Annotated in this window: 20 protein-coding genes and 1 pseudogene; 4 read left to right on the forward strand and 17 right to left on the reverse strand. The window is 39.6% G+C overall.

The window, feature by feature from the left end:
• Positions 1-5 precede the first annotated feature (5 nt).
• Positions 6-3,155 (reverse strand): isoleucine--tRNA ligase, encoded by a 3,150-nt coding sequence (gene ileS / locus DWZ93_RS13270; RefSeq protein ID WP_118453219.1) that lies wholly within the window; start codon positions 3,153-3,155, stop codon positions 6-8.
• Positions 3,156-3,540: 385 nt separating this feature from the next.
• Positions 3,541-4,947 carry a D-alanyl-D-alanine carboxypeptidase family protein gene (locus DWZ93_RS13275; protein WP_118453220.1) on the reverse strand — a complete coding sequence of 469 codons (1,407 nt, stop codon included), beginning with the start codon at positions 4,945-4,947 and terminating at the stop codon, positions 3,541-3,543.
• A 160-nt stretch (positions 4,948-5,107) separates the two neighbouring features.
• On the opposite strand from DWZ93_RS13275, the gene DWZ93_RS13280 reads away from it, so the two are divergent.
• The gene (locus DWZ93_RS13280) at positions 5,108-5,932 is read left to right on the forward strand and encodes a Cof-type HAD-IIB family hydrolase (RefSeq protein WP_118453221.1); all 825 of its coding nucleotides are present in this window, start codon (positions 5,108-5,110) and stop codon (positions 5,930-5,932) included.
• Here the strand turns inward: DWZ93_RS13280 and DWZ93_RS13285 are convergent, their stop codons facing one another.
• The 6 genes from DWZ93_RS13285 to DWZ93_RS13310 form a co-directional block, all read right to left on the reverse strand.
• Positions 5,933-7,084 (reverse strand): protein kinase domain-containing protein, encoded by a 1,152-nt coding sequence (locus tag DWZ93_RS13285; RefSeq protein ID WP_118453222.1) that lies wholly within the window; start codon positions 7,082-7,084, stop codon positions 5,933-5,935.
• 23 nt (positions 7,085-7,107) lie between these two features.
• On the reverse strand, positions 7,108-8,100 hold the full coding sequence (locus DWZ93_RS13290) for a helix-turn-helix transcriptional regulator (RefSeq protein ID WP_118453223.1): 993 nt from the start codon (positions 8,098-8,100) through the stop codon (positions 7,108-7,110).
• Between the two features lie 23 nt (positions 8,101-8,123).
• Complete coding sequence (locus DWZ93_RS13295; RefSeq protein ID WP_118453224.1) at positions 8,124-9,452, reverse strand: replication initiation protein; 1,329 nt, start codon at positions 9,450-9,452, stop codon at positions 8,124-8,126.
• 815 nt (positions 9,453-10,267) lie between these two features.
• A complete protein-coding gene (locus DWZ93_RS13300; RefSeq protein WP_118453225.1) occupies positions 10,268-10,684 on the reverse strand; it encodes a hypothetical protein in 417 nt (138 codons plus the stop codon).
• A gap of 42 nt (positions 10,685-10,726) precedes the next feature.
• Positions 10,727-11,302, reverse strand: a complete 576-nt coding sequence (locus DWZ93_RS13305; protein ID WP_118453226.1) for a DUF4230 domain-containing protein — start codon at positions 11,300-11,302, stop codon at positions 10,727-10,729.
• 39 nt (positions 11,303-11,341) lie between these two features.
• The gene (locus DWZ93_RS13310; RefSeq protein ID WP_118384568.1) at positions 11,342-11,557 is read right to left on the reverse strand and encodes a hypothetical protein; all 216 of its coding nucleotides are present in this window, start codon (positions 11,555-11,557) and stop codon (positions 11,342-11,344) included.
• Between the two features lie 306 nt (positions 11,558-11,863).
• Here DWZ93_RS13310 and DWZ93_RS13315 point away from each other — a divergent pair, with 306 nt between their 5' ends.
• A complete protein-coding gene (locus DWZ93_RS13315) occupies positions 11,864-12,391 on the forward strand; it encodes a helix-turn-helix domain-containing protein (protein WP_118453227.1) in 528 nt (175 codons plus the stop codon).
• 144 nt (positions 12,392-12,535) lie between these two features.
• Here DWZ93_RS13315 and DWZ93_RS13320 read toward each other — a convergent pair whose 3' ends face one another.
• From DWZ93_RS13320 to DWZ93_RS13360, 9 genes are all read right to left on the reverse strand, one after another.
• On the reverse strand, positions 12,536-14,644 hold the full coding sequence (locus tag DWZ93_RS13320) for an ATP-binding protein (RefSeq protein WP_118453239.1): 2,109 nt from the start codon (positions 14,642-14,644) through the stop codon (positions 12,536-12,538).
• Positions 14,645-14,790: 146 nt separating this feature from the next.
• The gene (locus DWZ93_RS13325; protein WP_118453228.1) at positions 14,791-16,635 is read right to left on the reverse strand and encodes an ABC transporter substrate-binding protein; all 1,845 of its coding nucleotides are present in this window, start codon (positions 16,633-16,635) and stop codon (positions 14,791-14,793) included.
• Between the two features lie 81 nt (positions 16,636-16,716).
• Entirely contained in the window at positions 16,717-17,073 is a 357-nt protein-coding gene (locus DWZ93_RS13330) for a VOC family protein (RefSeq protein ID WP_005426079.1), read from the reverse strand.
• Positions 17,074-17,130: 57 nt separating this feature from the next.
• Complete coding sequence (locus DWZ93_RS13335) at positions 17,131-17,886, reverse strand: EFR1 family ferrodoxin (protein ID WP_118453240.1); 756 nt, start codon at positions 17,884-17,886, stop codon at positions 17,131-17,133.
• 81 nt (positions 17,887-17,967) lie between these two features.
• Positions 17,968-18,336 (reverse strand): VOC family protein, encoded by a 369-nt coding sequence (locus DWZ93_RS13340; protein ID WP_118453229.1) that lies wholly within the window; start codon positions 18,334-18,336, stop codon positions 17,968-17,970.
• A gap of 26 nt (positions 18,337-18,362) precedes the next feature.
• Entirely contained in the window at positions 18,363-18,773 is a 411-nt protein-coding gene (locus DWZ93_RS13345; protein ID WP_118384526.1) for a peptide deformylase, read from the reverse strand.
• A gap of 290 nt (positions 18,774-19,063) precedes the next feature.
• Complete coding sequence (locus tag DWZ93_RS13350) at positions 19,064-19,468, reverse strand: arsenate reductase ArsC (protein ID WP_118453230.1); 405 nt, start codon at positions 19,466-19,468, stop codon at positions 19,064-19,066.
• On the reverse strand, positions 19,461-20,144 hold the full coding sequence (locus DWZ93_RS13355; RefSeq protein WP_199665597.1) for a DUF5714 domain-containing protein: 684 nt from the start codon (positions 20,142-20,144) through the stop codon (positions 19,461-19,463). Before DWZ93_RS13355 ends, DWZ93_RS13350 begins: the two co-directional genes overlap by 8 nt.
• A 9-nt stretch (positions 20,145-20,153) precedes the next feature.
• On the reverse strand, positions 20,154-20,423 hold the full coding sequence (locus DWZ93_RS13360) for an ArsR/SmtB family transcription factor (RefSeq protein ID WP_118384525.1): 270 nt from the start codon (positions 20,421-20,423) through the stop codon (positions 20,154-20,156).
• Between the two features lie 186 nt (positions 20,424-20,609).
• On the opposite strand from DWZ93_RS13360, the gene DWZ93_RS13365 reads away from it, so the two are divergent.
• Complete coding sequence (locus DWZ93_RS13365; protein ID WP_243061298.1) at positions 20,610-22,484, forward strand: diguanylate cyclase domain-containing protein; 1,875 nt, start codon at positions 20,610-20,612, stop codon at positions 22,482-22,484.
• A gap of 37 nt (positions 22,485-22,521) precedes the next feature.
• Positions 22,522-22,770 (forward strand): annotated as a pseudogene (locus DWZ93_RS13370) (ATPase); the annotation flags it as partial.
• Positions 22,771-23,360 lie beyond the last annotated feature (590 nt).

Genomic DNA, 23,360 nt, shown 5'->3' on the forward strand with positions numbered 1-23,360 from the left:
TCCTTTTACATTTTTGCTACGCCAAGCGTTACATTTTCTCCGTTGATCTTCCACTCTTTGACATATCCTGCAGGTTCAGCTTTCTGTACGCTGACTGCCAGTGTCTCAGTTCCGATCATATCTGCATTGTCTGCAAATACCTTCTCAGCCTTCTCTGTACCTGTATAAGTTACTGTGATCTTATCCATTACCTCGAAATCTGCTTCTTTACGCATGGTCTGAATCTTACTGATGATTTCTCTTACGAATCCTTCTTCCAGAAGTTCCGGTGTCAGATTCGTATCCAGTACTACGGTAATTCCGTTATCATTTTCAGATACATATCCTTCCATCTGAGCAGTCTCAATCAGCAGGTCTTCACGGAAGAGAGTAATCTCCTGTCCATTTACATCCAGTTTCAGAGCCTCTGTCGCATTCAGCTCATCCATTGCTGCGTTGCCATCCAACGAAGAAAGCACCGCTTTAATGCCGCCAAGCATCTTACCGTATTTCGGTCCGACTGTCTTAAGCTGTGGTTTGAATGAATAAGAAGTAAAGCTTCTTACATCCTGTGTAAATGTTACAGCTTTTACATTCAGCTCGTCTTTTACAATATCCTGATAGAATTCCGGCAATACCTTATCTGCCTTTACAAACATCTGACCGATTGGCTGACGGTTCTTGATATTAGCTGTGTTACGGCATGCACGACCCATTACTACCAGCTTCAGGACTTCGTCCATATTATTTTCCAGTTCTGTATCGATATGATTCTCGTGTACAGCCGGGAAGTCACACAGGTGAATACTTTCCGGAGCTGAAGCGTCAATACTTCTAACCAGGTTCTGGTAAATCTCTTCTGTCATAAATGGAATCATTGGAGCTGCTGCTTTGCTGCATTCTACCAGTGCAGTATACAGAGTCATATAAGCATTGATCTTATCCTGCTCCATTCCTTTTGCCCAGAAACGCTCACGGCTTCTTCTTACATACCAATTACTCATATCATCCACGAAATCCTGCAATGCTCTCGCAGCTTCCGGGATGCGGTAATTGCCGAGGTCATAATCTACCTCTTTAATCATACTATTCAACTTGGACAGCAGCCATTTATCCATAACGGATAATTTCTCATAATCCAGTGTATATTTGGTAGCATCAAATTCATCGATGTTCGCATACAGTACAAAGAATGCATAAGTATTCCACAGAGTACCCATGAATTTTCTCTGTCCTTCTACTACAGCCTTGCCATGGAAACGGTTCGGCAGCCATGGTGCACTATTGACATAGAAATACCAACGGATCGCATCTGCACCGTACTTCTCCAGTGCATCAAACGGATCTACCGCATTACCCTTAGACTTACTCATCTTCTGACCATTTTCATCCTGCACATGTCCAAGAACGATAACGTTCTCATATGGTGCTTTGTTGAAGATCAGTGTTGAAATTGCAAGCAGTGAGTAGAACCATCCACGAGTCTGGTCAACGGCTTCTGAAATAAACTGTGCCGGGAACTGCTGTTCAAACAGTTCTTTATTCTCAAATGGATAATGATGCTGTGCAAATGGCATAGAACCACTGTCAAACCAGCAATCAATTACTTCCGGTACACGGTGCATTGGCTTACCGCACTTCGGACACTTAATGGTCACTTCATCGATGTATGGACGGTGAAGTTCGATATTATCCGGACAGTTATCAGACATGCTCTTCAGCTCTTCGATACTTCCGATTGAATGCTGATGTCCGCATTCACATTCCCAGATATTCAGCGGAGTACCCCAGTAACGGTTACGGCTGATGCCCCAGTCCTGTACATTTTCAAGCCAGTCTCCGAACCGTCCCTTACCAATACTTTCCGGGATCCAGTTGATCGTGTTATTATTAGCGATCAGTTCATCCTTCACATCTGTCATCTTGATGAACCATGACTCTCTTGCGTAGTAGATCAGCGGAGTATCACATCTCCAGCAGTGCGGGTAGCTATGCTCGAACTTCGGTGCGTCAAAGAGAAGTCCTCTTCCGTCCAGATCTTTCAGGACTTCCGGGTCAGCTTTCTTAACAAATAATCCGGCAAATGGAGTTGTCTCTCCCATGTTACCTTTTTCATCTACTAACTGTACAAATGGGAAGTTATATTTACGTCCAACCTTAGCATCATCTTCACCAAATGCAGGTGCAATGTGTACAACACCGGTACCATCTGTCAGTGTTACATAATCATCACATGTAACGAAGAAACATTTCTTGTTCTGTTTTGCTGCGCAGTCTGCTGCACACTGATATAACGGCTCATATTCTTTGTATTCCAGATCTTTTCCTTTGTAAGTCTCCAGTACCTCGTATGCCGGCTTGCCATCTTCAGCGAGCTTGCCAAGTACAGTATCCAGAAGTGCAGATGCCATATAATAGGTATATCCGTCTACACATTTTACTTTAGCATATTCTTCTTCCGGATTCACACAAAGACCGATATTAGACGGTAATGTCCAAGGTGTAGTTGTCCATGCCAGGAAATAAGTATCCTCACCTTTTACCTTAAAGCGAACAATTGCTGAACGCTCTTTTACATCTTTGTATCCCTGCGCTACTTCCTGAGCTGACAGCGGAGTTCCGCAGCGAGGACAGTAAGGTACAATCTTGAATCCCTTATAAAGAAGTCCTTTATCCCAGATCTTCTTCAAAGCCCACCACTCAGACTCGATAAAGTTATTATCATAAGTAACATATGGATTATCCATATCTGCCCAGAAACCTACGGTGCTTGAGAAATCTTCCCACATTCCTTTATATTTCCAGACACTCTCTTTACATTTGTTAATGAACGGCTCCAGACCATACTCTTCGATCTGATCCTTTCCATCCAAGCCCAAGAGCTTTTCAACTTCCAGTTCAACCGGCAGTCCGTGCGTATCCCATCCTGCCTTACGAGGTACCATATATCCTTTCATAGTACGATATCTCGGAATCATATCTTTGATAACACGAGTCAGTACATGACCGATATGCGGTTTACCATTGGCCGTCGGAGGTCCATCATAGAATGTATAGGTCTCTCCCTCTTTACGATTTTCCATACTCTTTTCAAAAATATGATTTTCTTCCCAGAACTTCTCAGTCTCTTTTTCACGATCTACAAACTTGAGATCGGTAGACACTTTCTTGTACATAATCTTCCTCCTTAATAATAGTTTGAAGTGCGTTTTGTATGATCTGCAGTAACTATCCTGCAATAGAAAAAGCTCCCATCCTGAATAGGACGAAAGCTCTATAACCTCGTTTGTAACCACCTAAACATACTTCTCTGATATGTCTGCCCTGTAACGGGAGCAATACCGCCGCAATCTACCGGATCTGGCATCCATCTGTCATTCTTCTTTCGATCAACGGAACTCGGAAGTGATATTCAGATACAATCTAGTCGCACCGGGCTCTCACCACCCCCGATTCGCTTTGCCTTTCCAAAGTATCCTACTGTCTTCGTCAAAGTTTTTTACATACGCTGATATTATAGTAGAAAATCTCAGCATTCGTCAAGGGGTTTTCTGTCTTTTCCTATGCTCTTTTTCTAAGCCTTTTCCTGCGTTTTCTTCTCTTACGTTTCCGGATGATTCCTGCTATAATCGAGCCAATACCCATTAGTATCACTACACCAACTGTGCAGATCAATACAATCCGTTTATAGTCTATCGATTTTTTATCTGACTCTGAAAATGCAATCTCTTTTTGTTTATAGTCCTTCGCCACAGTTACTTCACAGCTGCCAACCGGATTGTCCTTATAATAATAGGTAGCTGTTCCCTCTCTCTTACTGCCTTCATGAATCTCAACTTTGCATTTCAGCTTATCAAAATCCACCTCTTCAGGAAGCACTACACACGCACCATGTTCCAGCGCGTCATATGTGTCCTTTTTCTCATTCTCTGCAATATCTACATTTCTGAAATTCTGAAATCCATACTCCAGAAGTGCTCTTGTGTCTGAATACGTATGTCCCCCATAGGTTCTCATTACCACACACACCAACCGTCTTTCACCGTTATCTGCCAGTGTGATCAATGTATTTTCTGCCTCGGTTGTATATCCTGTCTTACCGGCAATTGCGTATTCATAATAATCTTTATTATCTTTTATCAGCATATGGTGCTTCTGCTGAAAGATATGTTCTTCAACCGTATCCGATGCCGGAATTGCATATTGTTCCGTCTGACAAATGGTAAAGAATTCCGGATAATCAAACAATGCTTTCCCTATCAGCGCCATGTCTCTGGCACAGGTATAATGATTTTCATCATATACTCCATTGGTGTTGGTAAAATTAGAATTCGTCCCTCCGAGATTCTTACATGTTGTATTCATCTGTCGGATGAACCAGTCATAATCCTGATCATGCTCTGCAGCAACAGTCTCCCCCACTGCACATGCTGCTTCATTCGCCGATGCCAGAAGTGTCGCATACAATGCCTGCTCCATGCTAATCTTATCTCCTGCCTTCAGCCCGATCGAGGCATAGCCAGATCCAAGACAGGATAATGCGTGATCTGAAATAGTCACTGTATCCTCCATATTTCCATACTGAAATGCAAGTAATGCAGTCAGGACTTTGGTAATACTTGCCGGATATTCTTTCTTATCTATATTCTTAGCATAGAGGATTGCTCCGCTGTCTGCATCCATCACGATCGCAGAATCTCCATAAGTCCCGGGGCCTTCCGGCCAGTTCTTGATCTCATTGGTCTGCACCGGAAGTTCGTAGGCTTCTTTCAATGCTTTCTCTCTGGCTTCCTTCTCTGCCTTTGCCGCTTTTTCCTCTTCGGTCATTTCACTTTCAGGCTTCTCATTACTCTCATTCTGTGATGCTCCTGCCTCAGATGCCCTGACCTGTCTCATACTGCCTGAGGTAAATGTTCCAATCAGGCTTACCGCTGACACTACTGCTATCAGCCTTATCATTCTTTTCATCCGGTTCCTCCCCGTCTTTTTCCCAATTATCCAATCATTATACCCGATATATGTCAAATACACAAGTTGAGCCAGTTTCCTCTTTTCTATATATCTATTTACATTTCAATTTTCCAATGTTACCATATTAAGAAGTTAAAAATGAAAGGGACTTATTTTCATGAATAGATATGATTTAATTGCTTTTGATATGGATGGAACCTTATTAGACTCTAACCATCAGATTACACAGGATAGTCTTGACGCAATAGATGCCGCCGTAAATGCCGGAAAAACAGTAATCCTCTCTACCGGACGTTCTTTGTCCGAATTAAAAGATTACCGCCAGATGCTTAAACATGTCCGCTATTTTATCTGCGAAAGCGGAGCACTTCTGGTCGATACGAACACAGACCAGATCATTCACTCCGAACAGATTGAACCATCTGCCGTCCGCGAGATCATAGACACCGCATCTCCTGAAAAGGCAATGATCTACATAGCAAGTAACGGCCAGAATCTTGCTACCAGAAGCTATGTGATGCGCATGGCAGACTTCTGTATCGGACAGTATCAGGATATCTTTCTGCAGACAGGAACTCTGCTGGATGATGTAGTTGCTTCTTATAACAAGAAACATTTTCCGGTAGAAAAGCTGAACCTCTTCTCTGCTACACCGGAACTGCGCGAATACTTTGTGCAGGCACTCTCGAACCTGCCATTAGAAATGGCCCGCGCCGAGGACACCTCTCTGGAACTTTCTCCAAAGAATGTATCCAAAGGCTCAGGCCTCTTAAAACTCTGTCAGTATCTGTCCATTCCGGTGGAACACACCATTGCCGTCGGCGACTCTGATAACGATATGGAAATTCTCAAAACTGCCGGTCTGTCCGTGGCTATGGGAAATGCCCGTCCACATATCAAAGAACTCAGCAATGTAGTCGTTGCCGACAATGATCACGGCGGATGTGCAGAAGCTATTTATGAGTATCTGCTCAATGAATAATTATTCTTTCGTCCACATCCATGACCGAACGATACGCGTCACAAGAATTGGTATAGCCAGTGAAAATAATATATACACCGTGTAGGCCAGCCATGGAGCTATGCTTTCCAGGTCCATATTAAGGACCATAACCAAAATAAATGGCATTGCGCATAGAAGAAAATCTGCAAATAGCTTGGGTACATAAATCTTTTGATCCATGCTTACAGACTTTTCTCTTTCTCGTGAAAAATTATAATATACGGAATATAATTCACTAAATGCCAGTATAGCAAATAATATTACGGAACCTATCTCGTCTCCGAATATAGCACCCACTCCATACGCTATACCTGCTAAGGTAGACCATATAACGCCAAACATGGTCATGATACGCTTATTTTTTAAGGCACTCAATGCATCATATAACTCCTGCGCTGATGCATATCGATCTTCTGGACGGCTCTCGCAAGCTTTCATTACAATTTCTTTTAGCTTTTCGCTTCCAATGGTAGGCGGCTGCAGTTTTTCATCTCTGCGTGGTAATGTCTGATTATTTAAAAGCCAATACATTACCATTCCCAGAGAATATATATCCGCTGTATGTCCATATTGTTCGCCCCGCAGCACTTCCGGCGCTTGGTATTCCATTCCTGTCTTCTGCTTCTCTGATGCTGTAATATCCGCATTTTTAAGTATACCAAAATCGCTCAGTTTATACTCTTCATCCTTCGATACCAGAATGTTGGACGGCTTAATATTTCCATGAATAATATGTTCTTTTTCACACAATATCAATGCGTTGGATATATCTACTCCTAATTTAATGACATTCTCATCAAAATAATCTTTCTTTAAACGCTGCGGCAGCGAAGTCAAAAGTTCCATTCTGATAAAAACATCCCCTCCCACTCCATCTTCGTGAGGAACAACTGTGAGTTCATCATAACTGACAATATTTGACTGCCCTTGCATTTCTTCCATAACTCTGAATTGTTGCACGTAACTCTCAACTTCACTTGCAGATCCAGATATAATTTTAAGTGCTCCTTTTTCCAGCTTTTCAGATACATTTCTTTCAATCTCATACACTTTCGTATCTGCACTGCCTCTGAGATATTTTATAATTTTCCAATCTGACCACGGTAGCTGAATTTTCTCATACTCTTCCATCGAATATTCTCTCCTTACCTGCACTATTCCCCATACTGTCTGCTAAGCCTCCTGATTTCTTCTCTCATCCGCTCTGCTACATCTTCCGGCCCGATTATTTTCACGTCGTCACCAAGAGAAATGATCCAGCTTAAAAACTGTGGACTTACATGTACATCGACGCTGACCCTAAAATGATCTGCATCTGCCGGAATCATCATGACCTCTTTACCAAATCTGTCAATAATAACTCCCGCCATCCGGTTATTCACCAAAAGCTTCACCTGCTGTTCTTCCCCGCGAAACATGCCAAAGCTCTTCCTTGCATAATCCGCCATATCTAATTTTTTAAAATGCTCTCTGCCTTCCCGATCTTCTTTCGACATCTGGATGCGGAGCATCTTATCTACACGATAATGTCGTATCTGTTCTGCATCCGAATCATATCCAATTAGATAATAATTTTCATCATCCCATGACAGCCCCCAAGGACTGATATGGTAATATGCACCTCCGTGGCGCAGCTCCATCTCCTTCTTCACATTCCACTGAAAATACTGAAACCGTATCTTCTTATTCTGCGCTATCGCATTATGAATCGCATCTACCGTATAATAAATACTTTCATTCATCGTCTTGATCCTGCCAGACACATACACCTGTCTCTGCAACTTCATCGCATCGTACTTGCTGACCAGCTTTTCCAACTTCTTGATCAGTGCATTCGATTTTCTCTCGGTAATAAATTTAGAAGACTGGATCGCATCTACCAACAGCTTTAACTCCGGCAGTTCAAACGGATGATTCAGGACATGATACCGATATCTATGTCCAATCTGTGCTCCTTCTACCTCTATCCCAAGAATCTCCAGATCTTTCAGATCTGCATAAAGACTCTTACGGTCAGCCGGAATATCATATTCCTTCAACGCCGCTATAATCTCAGGCATCGTAAGATAATGCTCCTCATCCGTTCGCTCCAGCATAATCTGGGCAAGACGGTATATCTTAAATTTCTGATTAGCTCCTCTGGACATATATCCCCTCCGGTTCCTTTACATCACATAATATCACGGTTTTTCATTTTTTCGACCTTTTTTGAAGCATTGGCCATAGCCTTTACCACAGAACGGTCTTCCATCTTGATATCTGTTTCCGCAATATCATTAGCCAGATACTTTTTCACCAGTTCATTCAATCTCTGATGCTCTTCCTCATGTTCATTGTAATCAAAGATTGTCTGCTGGGTACACTCATAATCCTGATCTACGATATAAGGAATATTCTCATCCTGATCCCAGCACTCCTGAATAGCAGCCACCAGGAATCCGATCAGATTCTTAATCGGCTTCTTCTGAATATTAACAATATCAATTGCCTTTCTTACCCTGTCACGGTCATTGCCGGCTGCCCGCACTACCGCGATCAGATCTTCCTCACGCAACGGATATGACGGAAATGCATTCTTAATATCCGATACCAGACGTACATCTACTGCGTCAATCTCCTCCTCCGGAATCATCTGATCATTATATTCCGGCGGATTCTTCAGATAAATGTGGAACTTCACCGATGTAACTTTATTGCTTTTCCCACTTTTGACCGGTTCGAAATCAAACCCAATATCCGAATAGTCAGCATTATTAATTTCTTTCTGCGCAACCACCAGAATACGCCTCTTAAAATCATCCCACCGCTTCTGTGTCCGATTCGCTGCCACTTCTTCTGCGATGATATTCCAATCCATATTCCTGCGCATTGCCTTCTGCACTTCGCTGTCATTAGGATCGATCGTACCCATCTCAAAACGCAGTTCACCCAGAGAATATATCACTGACACAATCTTTTTCTTACTCTTCTGCAATACCCATCTCTGCGTAGACAAGAGCTCATACAGGCGCAATGAATATGCCGATTTAAATTTGCACAAAAAATAGACATTATTGCGGGTAAATTTCTTCTGGATATTAATCACATCTGCTTCAATCTTACGGTTAAATGTCGTATACAATATACCGTCCGAATAATAACAGTCGGTCACAATATTCAATCCAATAATTTTTTCTGCCGCATCATCGTACTTAATAATCTTAAAATTCAATATTGGTTCCACCGCTGCCGACACTGCCGTATAAATGCTGTGTCCGGACAGATCCATCGCATTCCGCAGGTCTGCCACTCGCACTGCGCTGGATATCTCCCCATTCGGCTGCTTCGCAATAGACGCCAGCGAGAAATTCAACAGTTTCTGTACAAATAAAGATGCATTGAACTTCGCATGAATCAGATCATTCGATTTTGTCAGCATCAGTGCCTGTTGCTCTCTCTCAATCTCATCAATATTGATGATGAGCTGGTTATCCCTCTTTTCAATTGCTTTTCGTCCCATAACTCCTCCAAACCCTTAATTAATCTTTTGAATTGCTCCCCTTACAATAGCTACCGCACTTTTTGGGTATCCCTCTCTTTAAAAATGGCTACCGCACTTTTTGGGTATCCTTACTTTTAAAAATGGCTACCGCACTTTTTGGGTATCCTTGCTTTTAAAAACGGCTACCGCACTTTTTGGGTATCCTTGCCTTTAAAAATGGCTACCGCACTTTTTGGGTATCCTTGCCTTTAAAAATGGTTACCGCGCTTTTTGGGTATCCTTACTTTAAAAAACGGCTACCGCTTCTCTGGTATCCTCATTAATCTATCTATATACTGTTTTGAATTCTACACTATCCGACCATTTCTGTCAATCCTGCCGCACTTTTTGGGTATAACTACCGCACTTTTTGGGAATAATTGGGACTGACATGTCCAAAAAAAGCGGTAACCAACTTTCTCTACTGTTGGTTACCGCGCTTTTTGGGTAATTCCTTATTATTATTAAATGATTCAACCTGTTATGTTTCAACTACTACCCATAAACTGCGGCTACCTTTCCCAATTTTCGTTGTAGCCATGTCCGAAAACTGCGGTTACCATCTCCATAAACTGCGGTAGCCCTTCCCATATACTGCGGTCATCATTCCCGAATTCTGCGGTAGTTGTCCCCCGCAAGCCTTGATTTATCAGGGTTTGCGTGCTCTCTAAATATATTAAACATGTTGTTGTCATACTATATTATATATATTCTATTGTGCACATATATAGTCCATTTGCATTTCCCAAATAGTGCGGTATTCCTATCCTGACTAGTTCTTTATCTGTCTGGTACTAATATCTCTCCAGCTCTCGCATTACATTTTCGACTTTCCAGATAGCATCTCTTACCTGATCCCTTGCTTTATTGATCCTGTCCTGCACCATCCAGTCCACAAAGAAATTATCAAAGAACCAGTCTGCAAATGAGAGAAAATCGCCTGTCTCAATATCCAGATTAATCACCATGCTCACATCATTTAATTCTTTACTGAATGACCGAAGATCGTATTTTGCCTGCTCCATATTCTGCTTTGCACGATCCATCCTAGAGCTTTTAATCAGACTTGTGATTGTTCCACCGCCAAACATATCCCACAATCCCCAGCTCCGTGCGCTGTCCAGATTGGTCTGTGCTTCTCTCAGACTATGTAATGCGCGGTTACCAGCTTCCATTGCTTCCCTTTTTTCTTTTTCAAAATCGTATGCCATAAGTTATGCCTCCATTAACACAATTACTTTTCCTGCATTCATCTACTTAAATTCCACCACAACTTCTCTGCCATCAGCCACATTTTCAAATAAACCACGAACTATATTGGTTGCATTGGCATCTGCTGCATCCAAGAGACCATATTCCGAAGAATTTGCCTGCTTCTTTGCTCTGCTTTCTGCCTCACTGACTACCTCCAGCAGATCATCCTGATTCACATTTAAGATTGCAAAACCTGTATCATAGATTTTCAGATCATCTGATTTGATCTTAATTGAATCTTCATCAATAGTGCAGTGTGGAATCGTTACCGTTATTTTATTATCTGTTTCCTTAATTTCCGCTTTATTTACATCAAATCCGGCTGTAACAGTTGTCTGGTATCTTACCAGAAAATTATTCTTTGTAAGAATCGGGACCTTTCCTTTGGAACATTCAAATACATCCGTGATTACAAGTTTTTGTGTTGTAAGATCCGATGATTTTTCCAATACTGTTTCCAACGGCGTTGTATCTTTTGCTTTTGAATTCCTATAATAACTTACTCCGCTAAATATTCCGATTCCGGCTAATATAATCAGTACAATAATCACGATTCTTTTTATCTTTTTCTTCATTTTCTTTACCTCTTTCACCCTTATATGTCAGACCTTTTGTTACCTTCCCGGCGCTACTAATGCTACAATTCCAACAATAATTAATATCGGAAATGCAATTGACATCAGACCACCGATTACCATTCCTATCAGGATCAATGGAAGAAATACAACCGTTAGTAATAACTTCGATATTCCCCAGGCTGCTTTAACTCCAAAGATAAATAACTTTCCGAATATCCAAATCATACATATGGTAAATAATAATGACAACATTTTCTTCTCCTTCTGTCGACTCTCTCTTCGACTCTTTATTAGTTTTTGTTCGCGGGTTCTTTCGACCTGAATTCTGATTTATTTTTCACTCTGAGTCTGTCGCTGAATTCGGGATTTTTCTCTATTTTTTCTATTACCCTTATCAGCTGTAATCTCTTTGCTGTATCCAAGCCGTTCACCCCACTTCGCTTGTTCTTGCTGTTTTGGTATGATTCTATTATAATCAATAAAGAATAATAATCTACTTCTGAAACGTGGAAATATACTCTTGTATTTCTCCAATTCAGAGAGATATGAGGTATCACAATGGGAAAACAATCAACTCGCAAAAATAAAACGATATATCAGATCTGCCGGGAAGCTCAAGGTCTTACCCGAGAAAAGGCAGCTGAACTAATGGACGGCATCTCTGATTCAAAGATTGAAAAGATAGAATATGAACTGCAGGAACCAACGCCATATGACATTGTCCAAATGGCGGACTGTTATAAAAGACCAGATCTTTGTAACTACTACTGTTCCCACAAATGCGCTATTGGTGAGCGCTACGTCCCAGAAGTAGAGGTATCGGAGCTCTCTAGTATCATCCTGGAGACAATTGCCAGTCTCAATGAGATCAATCCCCTTACCGGGCGCCTCATTCAGATTGCGCGTGACGGCAAGATTACCGATGATGAAATCAAAGATTTTGCATTTATCAGTCAGAAATTGGACGAAGTATCTCTGGCGATAGATTCCCTGAATCTCTGGGTGGACAAAACCGCCAGCGAAAACGGATTAAATATTGAATTACTGAATGAAACAAAAGAAACACTCAAAAAGAGTAGCAGATAAAACGAGGTAAAGCAAGCAGTTATGTATTGTTCATGGATTGGGAAGATATGCATATTCGTTACAGTGATAAATTCTCTGACTAATACATCTAGCTCTTTTATTATGCCCTTGGCGTTTGGCATAATAAAAGAGCATATTAACATCTTAAAGTATCAGATCAATTATCGTTTTTTTCAGCATCTTCATATCAACCGGTTTTGATATATGGGCATTCATTCCAGCCGCGAGAGAACGCTGAATATCCTCTGAAAATGCATTGGCGGTCATAGCAATAATCGGGATTGTCTTTGCCAGTTCATGTGAACTTTTGCGGATTGCCATCGTTGCCTCATAACCATTCATGACCGGCATCTGCACATCCATAAGAATCATATCATAGTCACCTGGAACCGACTGTTCAAATGCCTCTAAGACTTTTTCACCATTCTCACAGATTATGCACTCTGCACCCTCTATCCTTAACAATTCTTTTAGTATCTCCGCATTCAGTTCATTATCCTCTGCACACAAAAAACGCATTCCTTGCAGACTATTGACATCCGGCTCTTTTTTTTCTGACTGTGATGCCAGCGAGACCGATTTGTCCTCTGCAATTCTCAGGTCTATGAGAACCTCAAAACAGCTTCCCTGTCCCGGTTCACTCTCCACATCAATCGTTCCTCCCATAGCTTCAACCAGATTTTTGGTAATAGCCATTCCAAGGCCAGTTCCCTGTATCTTATTCGTCACAGAACTTTCCGCACGAGAAAAAGCATCAAAGATTGTATCTTTGAAATCTGCTGACATTCCCATGCCATTATCACTGACTAAGAAACGATACTTTGCATAGACAGATGAATTCGTTTCACATTCTTCTATCAGGAACTGAATCATTCCACCTTCCTGCGTGTATTTCATCGCATTAGATAACAGGTTGCTGAAAATCTGCATCAAATGAACCTGGTCTCCATTCACCCATTCATGCCGGATATTTTCTTTTGTAACCGTAAGAGTCTGCTTTCTTTCGGTTATCTGTGAATGGAATACGGTATTGAGTTCCGTAATAAAATCCAGAATAGAAAAATCTGTATACTTAAAAACTGTTTTTCCCGCCTCAATCTTGCTCATATCCAAAACATCATTAATAATCCCTAATAGATGCTGTGATGAAATATCTATTTTATCTGCATACTCTATCACTTTATCTTTGTTGTCCGCATCATGTCTGATCAAAGAAGTCATACCAATAATTGCATTCATTGGCGTACGAATATCATGCGACATATTGGACAGAAACTCCGTTTTCGCCTTATTTGCATTTTCAGCTGTCTGCAGTGCTTCTGTAGCAATGTTCTTTGCTTTATTCAGCTTTTTGTTGGCCGTTTTCATCTCCTTCATTGCCTGTAGTTGAAGTTCATTATTTCTTTTCTCATATTCAGCTTTTTTGTTGGCAATACTGAGATTAGAAACGCTGTAGAATAATCCAACAAAAAGCAAAAGTACAAAACCTGTCATGAGTATTGTTGCAAATACTATCGTTTTCTGATAATCTCTCAGCACATTATCTACAACGCCTTTTTTCACAATACAGATTAACATGGAGTTGTTACTTTCTATCGGGCAGTACCCAAGATAGTAGCGGTTTTCCTTTCCCAAAAGTTCTACTCCCTGCTCTTTTTTTTCAAGCTTTTTGTTAAGGATTGCCATCTCGTTTTTTGTAATGGCCTGCGCTTTTAGTAGGTGCTTCAGTAAAGAATAATTTCTAAAAAATATGTCTTCTTCCTGATTGGTATAGGTAACATTTCCATCACTGTCTAACATGAACAGATATGCATTCCCATCATATCCTTTAAGCTTTAACATAGAATCCAGCCTTGAATGATTATACACGGTTCCAATTGCTGTATAAGTTTCCCCATTAATCGTATACTCCTCACACGGAATTGCAACTAAATAACCTTCTTTTTTCGTATGTTCATAATCAAGGCAAACTAGTTTTCCTATGTTATATCCATTCCTTAGATCCAGCAGTAACTTACTTGGCATATCAACCCGCAGTTTTGTTCCATCTGCCGTTATTGCCTTTCCATTTTCCTGAAGGAATATAAGTGTACTTTCAGATTCTTTCTGCCAAACTTCAAAAAATTTTTTATCTGTTTCAAGGGACAGTTCTTTCTCCTGAAGTAGAGAATCCTCAAGCAAATGCAGTTGACTGTAATATCCATTCACCTGAAGATCATAAGTCTGCTGCATCTGTTCGATAACTGCTCTCATACTGCTTTTTCCGTTTTCATCAATATACTTGTCCATTCTGTTCAATAATAGTTTTATAAAAATCAGGCTTGAAAGAATGAGACTCACCACAAACAATCGAACTATAATCCTTTTTCTTTTTGTTATCTTTTGTTCTATCCTCATTTTTATTTTTCAACCTCTATATAATCTTCCGGTGCTGACGGCTGCTGTCCGTTTGCCATAGCTGAAACCCAAGCACTTGATAATGTAGTGTCATTAAGCTGCTCGATTGCACATTCCGGATTTATTTTTTTCAAAATAGACATTGTAGTCTCCGTAAGAAGAATAGAATACTCTTTTTCTTCGTCTAATTTCTTTTCATTTACTATTATATCCTTTAACGAGAATTTATTTTCTTCATCTTTGATAACTATTTTCATACCAGATGCTATCGGTAATTCATATTTATCAGTTACAGAAAAATCATCGTTAGAATCCGTCAAATATTCACTCACAAGTTCATGTATCTGTTTGCCGTTTATTTTAGCAAGATATAATGAAGTATCAGAACTCTTCGCTGTCATTAGCGCAACTCGACTGCTAGCGCATTCCCCTTTATAAACAGACGAAGTAAAATAATAATATGGCGCAAAAGCCAGCTGTGCATCATTTTCTTTTCTGATTGTAGTTAAAATCGAAGATGCCGCATCACGACCATTTTTATCATTCAGCGAAATAGAATACTTATGTTCAAAATTTACTGTAGCTTTTTCTTCTGTGTCTTTACTGTTCATTACATTACGAAAAACATTATAGGCCTGCGTTGCATCCATTTCCCCTGACAGCAATCCGTGAACGGCCTCAAGACTGGCATCAAAAGATTTTTGAGCAGAATATCGGATATAAACAGAATTATCACTAATCTCATCTTCCAGTCCAGGTACATCTTCCATCATGCTTGGAACATCTATATTTAATGAAATCACACCACTTCCATCTGCTATCAGCTTTTGTCCTTCTTCTGAGATCATACAATCCAGAACATCTAATGCCAGATCCAGTTTTTCCTGATCTTTTTCCAGATCTTTGTTGAATGCTATATTTAGAGAAGGGGTCATATTTATAAAAGCTTCATCCGAAATTTGTGAAAAAAACGGTATACGAATTAATTCTGCATCCATCTGTTCCTGAAAATCCTGCATAAGCGCCGGATATCCATGAAACATCGCTGCTTTTCCTTCAAGAAACATCTGAGTTGCAGTGTTAATATCAACGCTGATATCCTCTTTCGTAAAATGTGAATCCCTTAGAAATGTATTGGTTTCTGAGAAAATACGCTCCCATAATGCATCATCAAACTCTATATCCTCTGATGCACTTTCAGCTGAGCTTCGCCATTTGATTCCGTCCAGACTCATGAATTCACCAATTGCACCTGTCTGAATCACCTCATGTGCAGACCAGTCTTCTGCAAGATCCAGGGAATAAGGTTTTATACCGTTATCATAAAATTGCTGACATGCCTGTGCATATTCTTCATAGTTTTCCGGAATCTTGATTCCATACTGATCAAACAATGTCTTGTTGGCAATGATTGTCTGCGGGATACCGCAAATAGGAAGCCACTGAATTTCATCTTTTGAATTTTTATAGTATTGTAATGCATAGGAGTAATACCTGGAAACCACATCATAAGAAGCGAAATCCATAAGATAAGGCTGTAAATCCTGTGCATCTGTTCCAGAAAATCGACGTACTGTTATGATATCCGGCAGTTCACCATGTTCTTCAAAATAGCTGTATAAATCAGTATCATTGTTACCAACAATAAATTCAATATCGTGATCTGGAAACTGCTCCTGGATATATGGAGCAATATTTTTCATCAAACGGTTTTCCCACAAATACACGGTAAGGTGATCATCATTTTTAGATATCTCTTTTTTAGATTGTCCACATCCGGATAAAACAGCAGTTGCTAAAAGTACACCCGCCACCAATGCGGCCAGATAACGTTTCTTTTTTTTCATACGTCAAATTCCTCATTCTCCCGATTATAACACATTTAAATTGCCAATATACATCAGCTTTATTCGATTTTCTAACCAGCTTTACGGCAGGATTTCAAGCCAGTATCCATCTGGATCTACAATGAAATAGATTCCCATTGCTTCATTTTCAAAACAAATACATCCCATCTCTTCGTGCTTTTTGTGCGCTGCCTCATAATCCTCTGCCTGGAATGCCAGATGGAATTCGCATTCACCCAGATTATATGGCTGCGGATGATCTTTAAGCCAGGTAAGTTCCAACTCAAAATCACTTACATCGTTGCTCAGATACACAATGATAAAATCATCGGTAGTCTTTCTTCTTACTTCGTGCAGATCAAGGGCCTCGTTGTAAAATTTAATAGATCGGTCCAGGTCTGATACATTGTAGTTTTCATGAATCATTTTAAACTTCATAATTCTTCTCCTTTTGTACATTCTGTGTTTTTAATGTGTGACTTATTTTCTATTGTATTATAAATATAATTTATTTTCTTTCCTGCCTGAACAAATCTTCTTCATGTTCCGTCCGGCTATAAAGCTAATAAATTTACTATAGTTTCTTGCCTTCTTTGGACAGACTGCCACGCAGTGCATGCAAGAAATACACTTATCATTATCTGTAATCTTCGGATCATCCAATGAAATAGCGCCTGTTGGGCATTCTTTTGCACACAGACCACAAGAAGTACACTTTTTATTTACAGTCGGTTTAAACGGCACGCCACCATATTGACGATATGGTCTGTTTCCCGGAAACTCAGGTGTTCTTTGCGTTGCAATATTTTCCATAATCTTTGTAGCAAATCCCATCAATTCCTTTTCATCCTGCGAATCCGGACGACCGGTTCCAAATTGGTGTAATAAAGAATGTTCTGCGACAGCCTCCATTCCTGCGATGCATACAAAACCTGACGCTTCCAGAATATCCTGTAACTCCAGTAAAGTATCGTCAATTGCACGGTTTCCAAATACCACTGCAAGAATCGCCTTCGTACCGTCTGCCTTTACATTTCGAAACATTTCTGTTATAACTGACGGAATGCGTCCTCCATAAGACGGTACACCAACCAGACACACATCATCTTTTTTAAATTGTGCCTTTTTAATCTTATCTGGTTCTTTGATCAGGTCGATTACTTCAGCTTCCTGTTTAGCCCCGTTAATAATAATATCTGCCACTTTCTTTGTACCCCCGGTCGGGCTGAAAAATATATTATAAAATTTCATTATACTCCTTGCCTCCAATCTAAGTCCATTCGGAACACACGGCTCAATTTCATCCATGTCTATATCTGCATAATCTCTCCTTTAATTACATCTGAACGGAGTGCGAACCTCAATGAGATTACCACTCGGATCATACAGTCTTACAAGCTTCTGCCCACCTGCAAGTTCTGTCAACTTTGTGGCATATCGAACGAAATGCTTACCAGATTCATATTTCGCAATCAATCCATCTATATCAAAATCCTCGAAATACAGTTCCATCATGTTATTGAATGGCGTAGAAGTTTCATCCAATGTTTTCTCCCATATGTCGGCATCCTGCAAAACAAGCCCCTCCGATAAGATCACATTACCTTCATTCTTAAGAATCACTTGCATTCCAAATAAATCCTTATAAAACTCTATGGATTTTTCTATATCATCCACCACAATCAGTACATTTTTCAGCATATCAGTCACCTCGCAATCCGCTTTGGTTAAATAATCTTTCCGGATAAATGATCAATTTCATGCTGACAGATTTGTGCCGTCCATCCTGACAGCTTCTGACGCTGTTTTTTCCAGTTGAAGTCATAATAATCTACTTCTATTTCCTGGTATCTGGTCGTTTTACGAACACCATCCAAGGATAAACAACCTTCTTCTGTCTCATACATGTCACGCTTTGAAACAATCACCGGATTAAACATCACTACATCCATGAATCCCATATTTACAATAATGATATTCTTTTTTACACCAATCATATTGGCAGCCATACCAACGCACCGTTCCCGGTTTGCCTGCAGTGTGTCCTGCAGATCCTTTCCAACCTGGATATCTGCTTTCGTAGCTGGTTCGGATGGCTGACCTAAAAAGAAAATATCTCTTACAATTTGCTTTACCATTTTCTTTCTCCTATAGCTTTCATTTTCTTTTTTCCATTCTACCACAGGCTTATCTTTATTCGTCATTTTTTTGATATTTTCTTTTCCGCTTTTTCTCTGATTCACATCCCCAAATAAGAGGTGACAATAGAGCGGATTGCCAATCACTGTGTAGACTGTCGTTACCAAATTACTATCTCTGCAAATTACAGCAACACGATCTCTTCTTAAACGTTCTACACGTTCTTTTGCATAGACTTCTTTGTTTTCCGCAGATTAAACAAAGTAGTTTGCTCACGCAAAACTCCACTTTAACTTTCACTCAAGCTTTTCTTTAGCTCAATGATATTCTCCTCAATCCGCTGTATCACAGCCTTGAAATCATCATCTGATTTCCCCGTTGGATCATCAAGTCCCCAGTTATCATCAAACACCTTTCCAATAAAAGGACATCCCACATTGCATCCCATGGATATTGCAATATCAACATCTGGGATATCAGTAATCAGCTTACTATGCTGACCATTTGCTTCCATGTCTATTCCATAAATCTCTTTCATGATACGAACGGCATCCTGATTAATCTGAGGCTTTGTCTCTGTTCCGGCCGAATAGCTTTCAAATATATCTGATGCCAGATGTTTTCCCAATGCCTCTGCCATCTGACTACGGCATGAATTATGAACACAGATAAATGCGACTTTTTTCTTATTCATGAAATGGGCACCTCTCCTTAATACATTGGTTGTTCTTATCAGAATGAATACACTTTATAACAGGCTTTTCCATTTGTATATTGAAATTCTCTTCCACATAGTCTATCGCTGAGATTATGGCTATATAGGAATCTCTTTTACAACATCTTGGTCCACCAATGCTTCCGATTGCGTCAAGTGCCTTGGAAGTCATTTTATTAGCCAAACCCCAAGGTTCATTTTTAAGTGGAGTCGCTCCTGAGATTATTGATATAAACATTCCTGTACTAATTCCAGCACCACAAGCACCCCAGAATCCACATACGCCACCCGGAACAGCTTTTCCGCGATTCATCATTTCAAGTAACGCTTCTGGCAAATCAATCTCACCACCTGCATTTTTATATGCAGCAAGGAGCGCTGAACCAACCATAACATGATGCTCTGGTCCATGCATATGACAGAATGGCTGTTCCATCATTTTTCTTATAATTTCTATCGGATTCTTAGATGTTTCACTAAGACATATGTCTATAATTACATCCATTCCTTTTGTATGGCATTCATTACATACATAATGACCCTGCTCACATCGGGTTTTGCTTAATTCCTTTTTATGGCATAACACGCACTCCATCATTTCATCTTTTTCAAGATATATAAGTGGTGCTTTACATATAATACATTCTTCTTTCATTTCCATTTCCTACATTCCCAAAGCTTCAACAAATGAACTTGCCTCTCTTATTACTTTTTTGTTCAGAGAATAATGATGCCACTTGCCTTCCTTGCGGTCATTTACAAGCCCACAGTCAACCAATATTTTCATGTGATGGGATAAAGTGGGCTGCCTGATATCAAATTTATCCAAAATCTTACATCCGCATTTTTCTCCATCTGACAGCATCTGAACAATCTCCAGTCTATTTGTATCCGATAATGCTTTGCATATTAGTATCATGTCTCTTGTATCCATTTTGCCACCTCACATAGACAATCATCTATATATCAAATTACCATACGCATAGATGCTTGTCAATGTGTATTTAGTCAAGCGGACACTACGTACATCTTTAATAAGATTTTGAACTCCTCATTTTGCGGAATGATTGGAAGTAATTTATAAATGTCATAAATATCGATATACATTCTTCTGTCATAGATGTATAAGGATTATGCACAGTTCGTTTTTTTCATAAAACCTATTCTGTTTTTCAACTTCTGTGCTATAATGCTTTATTATAAAAATTCTCATGGACAAAACGAGGTAAACCAAGTGAAAAAGCAAACACTTGTGCCTCTTATCGTTTTTTTACTGGGCATATGCCTTGTTAGTTTGATTGTATACAAAACAGACACCCACGAAAAAGAGCAGAGACACATAACAGCACAATTAAACGTAGCCACCTATGGCGAACAAATAAAGAATGAAATTACAAATGGAATTGAGATCACAGATACCTTGAAGCAAATCTTAATAAGTGAAGATGGCGAAATCCATCAGTTTGAAACAATTGCAGGAAATCTTATGTCTGATTCTATTGAAAGTGTACAGCTCGCTCCTAATGGTGTTGTTACAGATATTTATCCGGCTAATGAAAATGAGGCAGGTAAGATTGATTTGCTCCATGATAAAGACCGCAGAAAAATTTCCTGTTACGCAAGAGACAACCATACAATCATTACGCAGGGCCCCTTCAAATTAAAACAGGGAGGATATGGAATTGCAGTCCGCAATCCCGTATACCTGAAAGATAAAAACGGACATGAGTATTTCTGGGGATTTACTATTGTTATCCTGCGTGTTCCGGATATTTTTTCAGATTCAATCAGTGCACTTTCAAATTTTGGATACGAATATAAAATTTCAAAAACAGTCGCTCCATGGAGTGATACTTATAAAGTGGTTTATCAATCAGATGGGCAAACAAATCATCCTGTTTCTTATACATTTACAATAGGAGATGAAAACTGGAAATTTGAAGTAAGTCCTAAAAGTGGATGGAGAAATGCCACTCTACTGACAATCATCATCGGAATGTTTCTTACAATAAGCCTTCTCCTGTCAGTTCTTACCAGAATATGGTTAGTAGAAAATGAACATAAGAAAAAGTTTCAGATACTGGCGCGCACAGATTCTCTTACAAATATTTATAACCGCTATGGATTTGATGAATTTACAGAAAAAATGATTCAAAAAAATCCAAAAGCACATTTTGTGGCTGCGCTCCTTGATATCGATGATTTCAAGTTTATTAATGATATCTATGGACATAATTACGGAGACAGGGCGCTAAAGAATCTTGCAGACAGCATGAAGACTTTTTTCCCATCCGATGCATTACTTGGAAGAAATGGTGGTGACGAATTCTGCATTCTTTTACCAAATTGTACCTTTGCAGAAGCAGATATACAGCTGCAGAAATTCACCAAACTTCCTAAATCATTCTCATACCATGGTAAGGAACATGCATTTTATATTTCTCTAGGATATGCAGAATATCCAACATTTGCATCCAATCGTTCACAGCTCATGCGCTGCGCAGATGCCGCTCTTTATGAAATAAAGCTTCATGGAAAAAATGGATGTATGGTCTACAGAGAAGGACTTCGGTCAGGTGCCCGCAAACAACTTGGATTCACATTCAAGGATATCTCTGAACATCTTCCAGGTGCATTCATCATATACAGAGCTGACAAAGAAGATGATGAACTATTTTTTGCAAATGATGAATTTCTTCATATGTCCGGATATAAAGATATAGATGAACTGTTCAGACTTACTGAGAAAAGTTTTCGCAACTTGATTCGTGAAGATGAACAGCAACAGATAGAATCAAGTATCTGGGAACAGATTGACAATGGCAATGAAAATGACTATATTCACTTTCATCTTCGAAAAGCTAACGGAACTTATTTTTCTGTTCTTGATCATGGAAGAATTGTAGAGAGCCCGCAATACGGGAAAGTATTTTATGTATTGTTCATGGATTTGGAAGATATGCATATTCGTTACAATGATAAATTCGCAAGATAAAATATTGCAAAAAAACAGAGCGTATGATCTATTTTCATATAATGTTTATGTCGGCAAGCTCTATCAAAAGGAAATCGACTTTGTTGCTCAGAGAGGCAGCGAGAAGATTTATATTCAGGTCAGCGACAACATTTCCGGGCAGGAAACATTTGAGAGAGAATACTCTCCTCTGCTTCAGATTCGAGATGCTTATCCGAAAATGATTATTGCCAGAACCAAACATCCCCAATATAGTTATGAAGGAATCGAAATTCACGATATAGCCGATTGGTTACTACAAGAATAAGCAGGGCGAAATATCTCTGTCATTCTCTTTTGAAATGATAGAGATATTTTTATTATGACGGAGATTGTAGATGAATCCAGACGAAGCATCCTGCGAAAAGAGTTTTATATGGACGTACTGAACTGTGATCCGATGTAGTTGAAAATCCACTTGAAAGCAAAGACTACACCATCAAGGTGGTCACAAAAAAGAGTGTTGAAAAAGTAATCCGGGGAACCTACGATAAGAAAGGTTTGAACTGTATAACATCTTTTCTCTGACATTTCTTTGTCCTCTTTTCTTTGAATTATGAAAGAAAAATTATCCCTTCATATAACGAAACGCTCAGAGCCTGTTTTACAGTGGTCAAAAGCAAATTTTTTTACTTTTTTTCTTACGAGTTTTCTTGCGAGTTTTTTTTAATGCCACTCGTAAGAAACTCGTAACATTAGATTTCTGCATTTTTCTTGAAATCAAGTAAAAGAAAAAGAGCATATGGAATTGAATCCATACACTCTATGATTACTGAAACTTTATTTCATTTTTAATTCAACAAACTGTTAAGGAAACAATCGGAGTTGGTGTAAACGAAAAAGCAGCCTTGAGTTCTG

Source organism: Dorea sp. AF36-15AT (assembly GCF_003477705.1).
GTDB classification, from domain to species: Bacteria; Bacillota; Clostridia; order Lachnospirales; family Lachnospiraceae; genus Claveliimonas; species Claveliimonas ammoniilytica.

Coding starts and splice junctions, on each gene's coding strand:
- ileS (WP_118453219.1), bottom strand. CDS start 3,155: ATGTACAAGAAAGTGTCTACCGATCTCAAGTTTGTAGATCGTGAAAAA.
- DWZ93_RS13275 (WP_118453220.1), bottom strand. CDS start 4,947: ATGAAAAGAATGATAAGGCTGATAGCAGTAGTGTCAGCGGTAAGCCTG.
- DWZ93_RS13280 (WP_118453221.1), top strand. CDS start 5,108: ATGAATAGATATGATTTAATTGCTTTTGATATGGATGGAACCTTATTA.
- DWZ93_RS13285 (WP_118453222.1), bottom strand. CDS start 7,084: ATGGAAGAGTATGAGAAAATTCAGCTACCGTGGTCAGATTGGAAAATT.
- DWZ93_RS13290 (WP_118453223.1), bottom strand. CDS start 8,100: ATGTCCAGAGGAGCTAATCAGAAATTTAAGATATACCGTCTTGCCCAG.
- DWZ93_RS13295 (WP_118453224.1), bottom strand. CDS start 9,452: ATGGGACGAAAAGCAATTGAAAAGAGGGATAACCAGCTCATCATCAAT.
- DWZ93_RS13300 (WP_118453225.1), bottom strand. CDS start 10,684: ATGGCATACGATTTTGAAAAAGAAAAAAGGGAAGCAATGGAAGCTGGT.
- DWZ93_RS13305 (WP_118453226.1), bottom strand. CDS start 11,302: ATGAAGAAAAAGATAAAAAGAATCGTGATTATTGTACTGATTATATTA.
- DWZ93_RS13310 (WP_118384568.1), bottom strand. CDS start 11,557: ATGTTGTCATTATTATTTACCATATGTATGATTTGGATATTCGGAAAG.
- DWZ93_RS13315 (WP_118453227.1), top strand. CDS start 11,864: ATGGGAAAACAATCAACTCGCAAAAATAAAACGATATATCAGATCTGC.
- DWZ93_RS13320 (WP_118453239.1), bottom strand. CDS start 14,644: ATGAGAGCAGTTATCGAACAGATGCAGCAGACTTATGATCTTCAGGTG.
- DWZ93_RS13325 (WP_118453228.1), bottom strand. CDS start 16,635: ATGAAAAAAAAGAAACGTTATCTGGCCGCATTGGTGGCGGGTGTACTT.
- DWZ93_RS13330 (WP_005426079.1), bottom strand. CDS start 17,073: ATGAAGTTTAAAATGATTCATGAAAACTACAATGTATCAGACCTGGAC.
- DWZ93_RS13335 (WP_118453240.1), bottom strand. CDS start 17,886: ATGAAATTTTATAATATATTTTTCAGCCCGACCGGGGGTACAAAGAAA.
- DWZ93_RS13340 (WP_118453229.1), bottom strand. CDS start 18,336: ATGCTGAAAAATGTACTGATTGTGGTGGATGATATAGAAAAATCCATA.
- DWZ93_RS13345 (WP_118384526.1), bottom strand. CDS start 18,773: ATGGTAAAGCAAATTGTAAGAGATATTTTCTTTTTAGGTCAGCCATCC.
- DWZ93_RS13350 (WP_118453230.1), bottom strand. CDS start 19,468: ATGAATAAGAAAAAAGTCGCATTTATCTGTGTTCATAATTCATGCCGT.
- DWZ93_RS13355 (WP_199665597.1), bottom strand. CDS start 20,144: ATGAAAGAAGAATGTATTATATGTAAAGCACCACTTATATATCTTGAA.
- DWZ93_RS13360 (WP_118384525.1), bottom strand. CDS start 20,423: ATGGATACAAGAGACATGATACTAATATGCAAAGCATTATCGGATACA.
- DWZ93_RS13365 (WP_243061298.1), top strand. CDS start 20,610: ATGTATAAGGATTATGCACAGTTCGTTTTTTTCATAAAACCTATTCTG.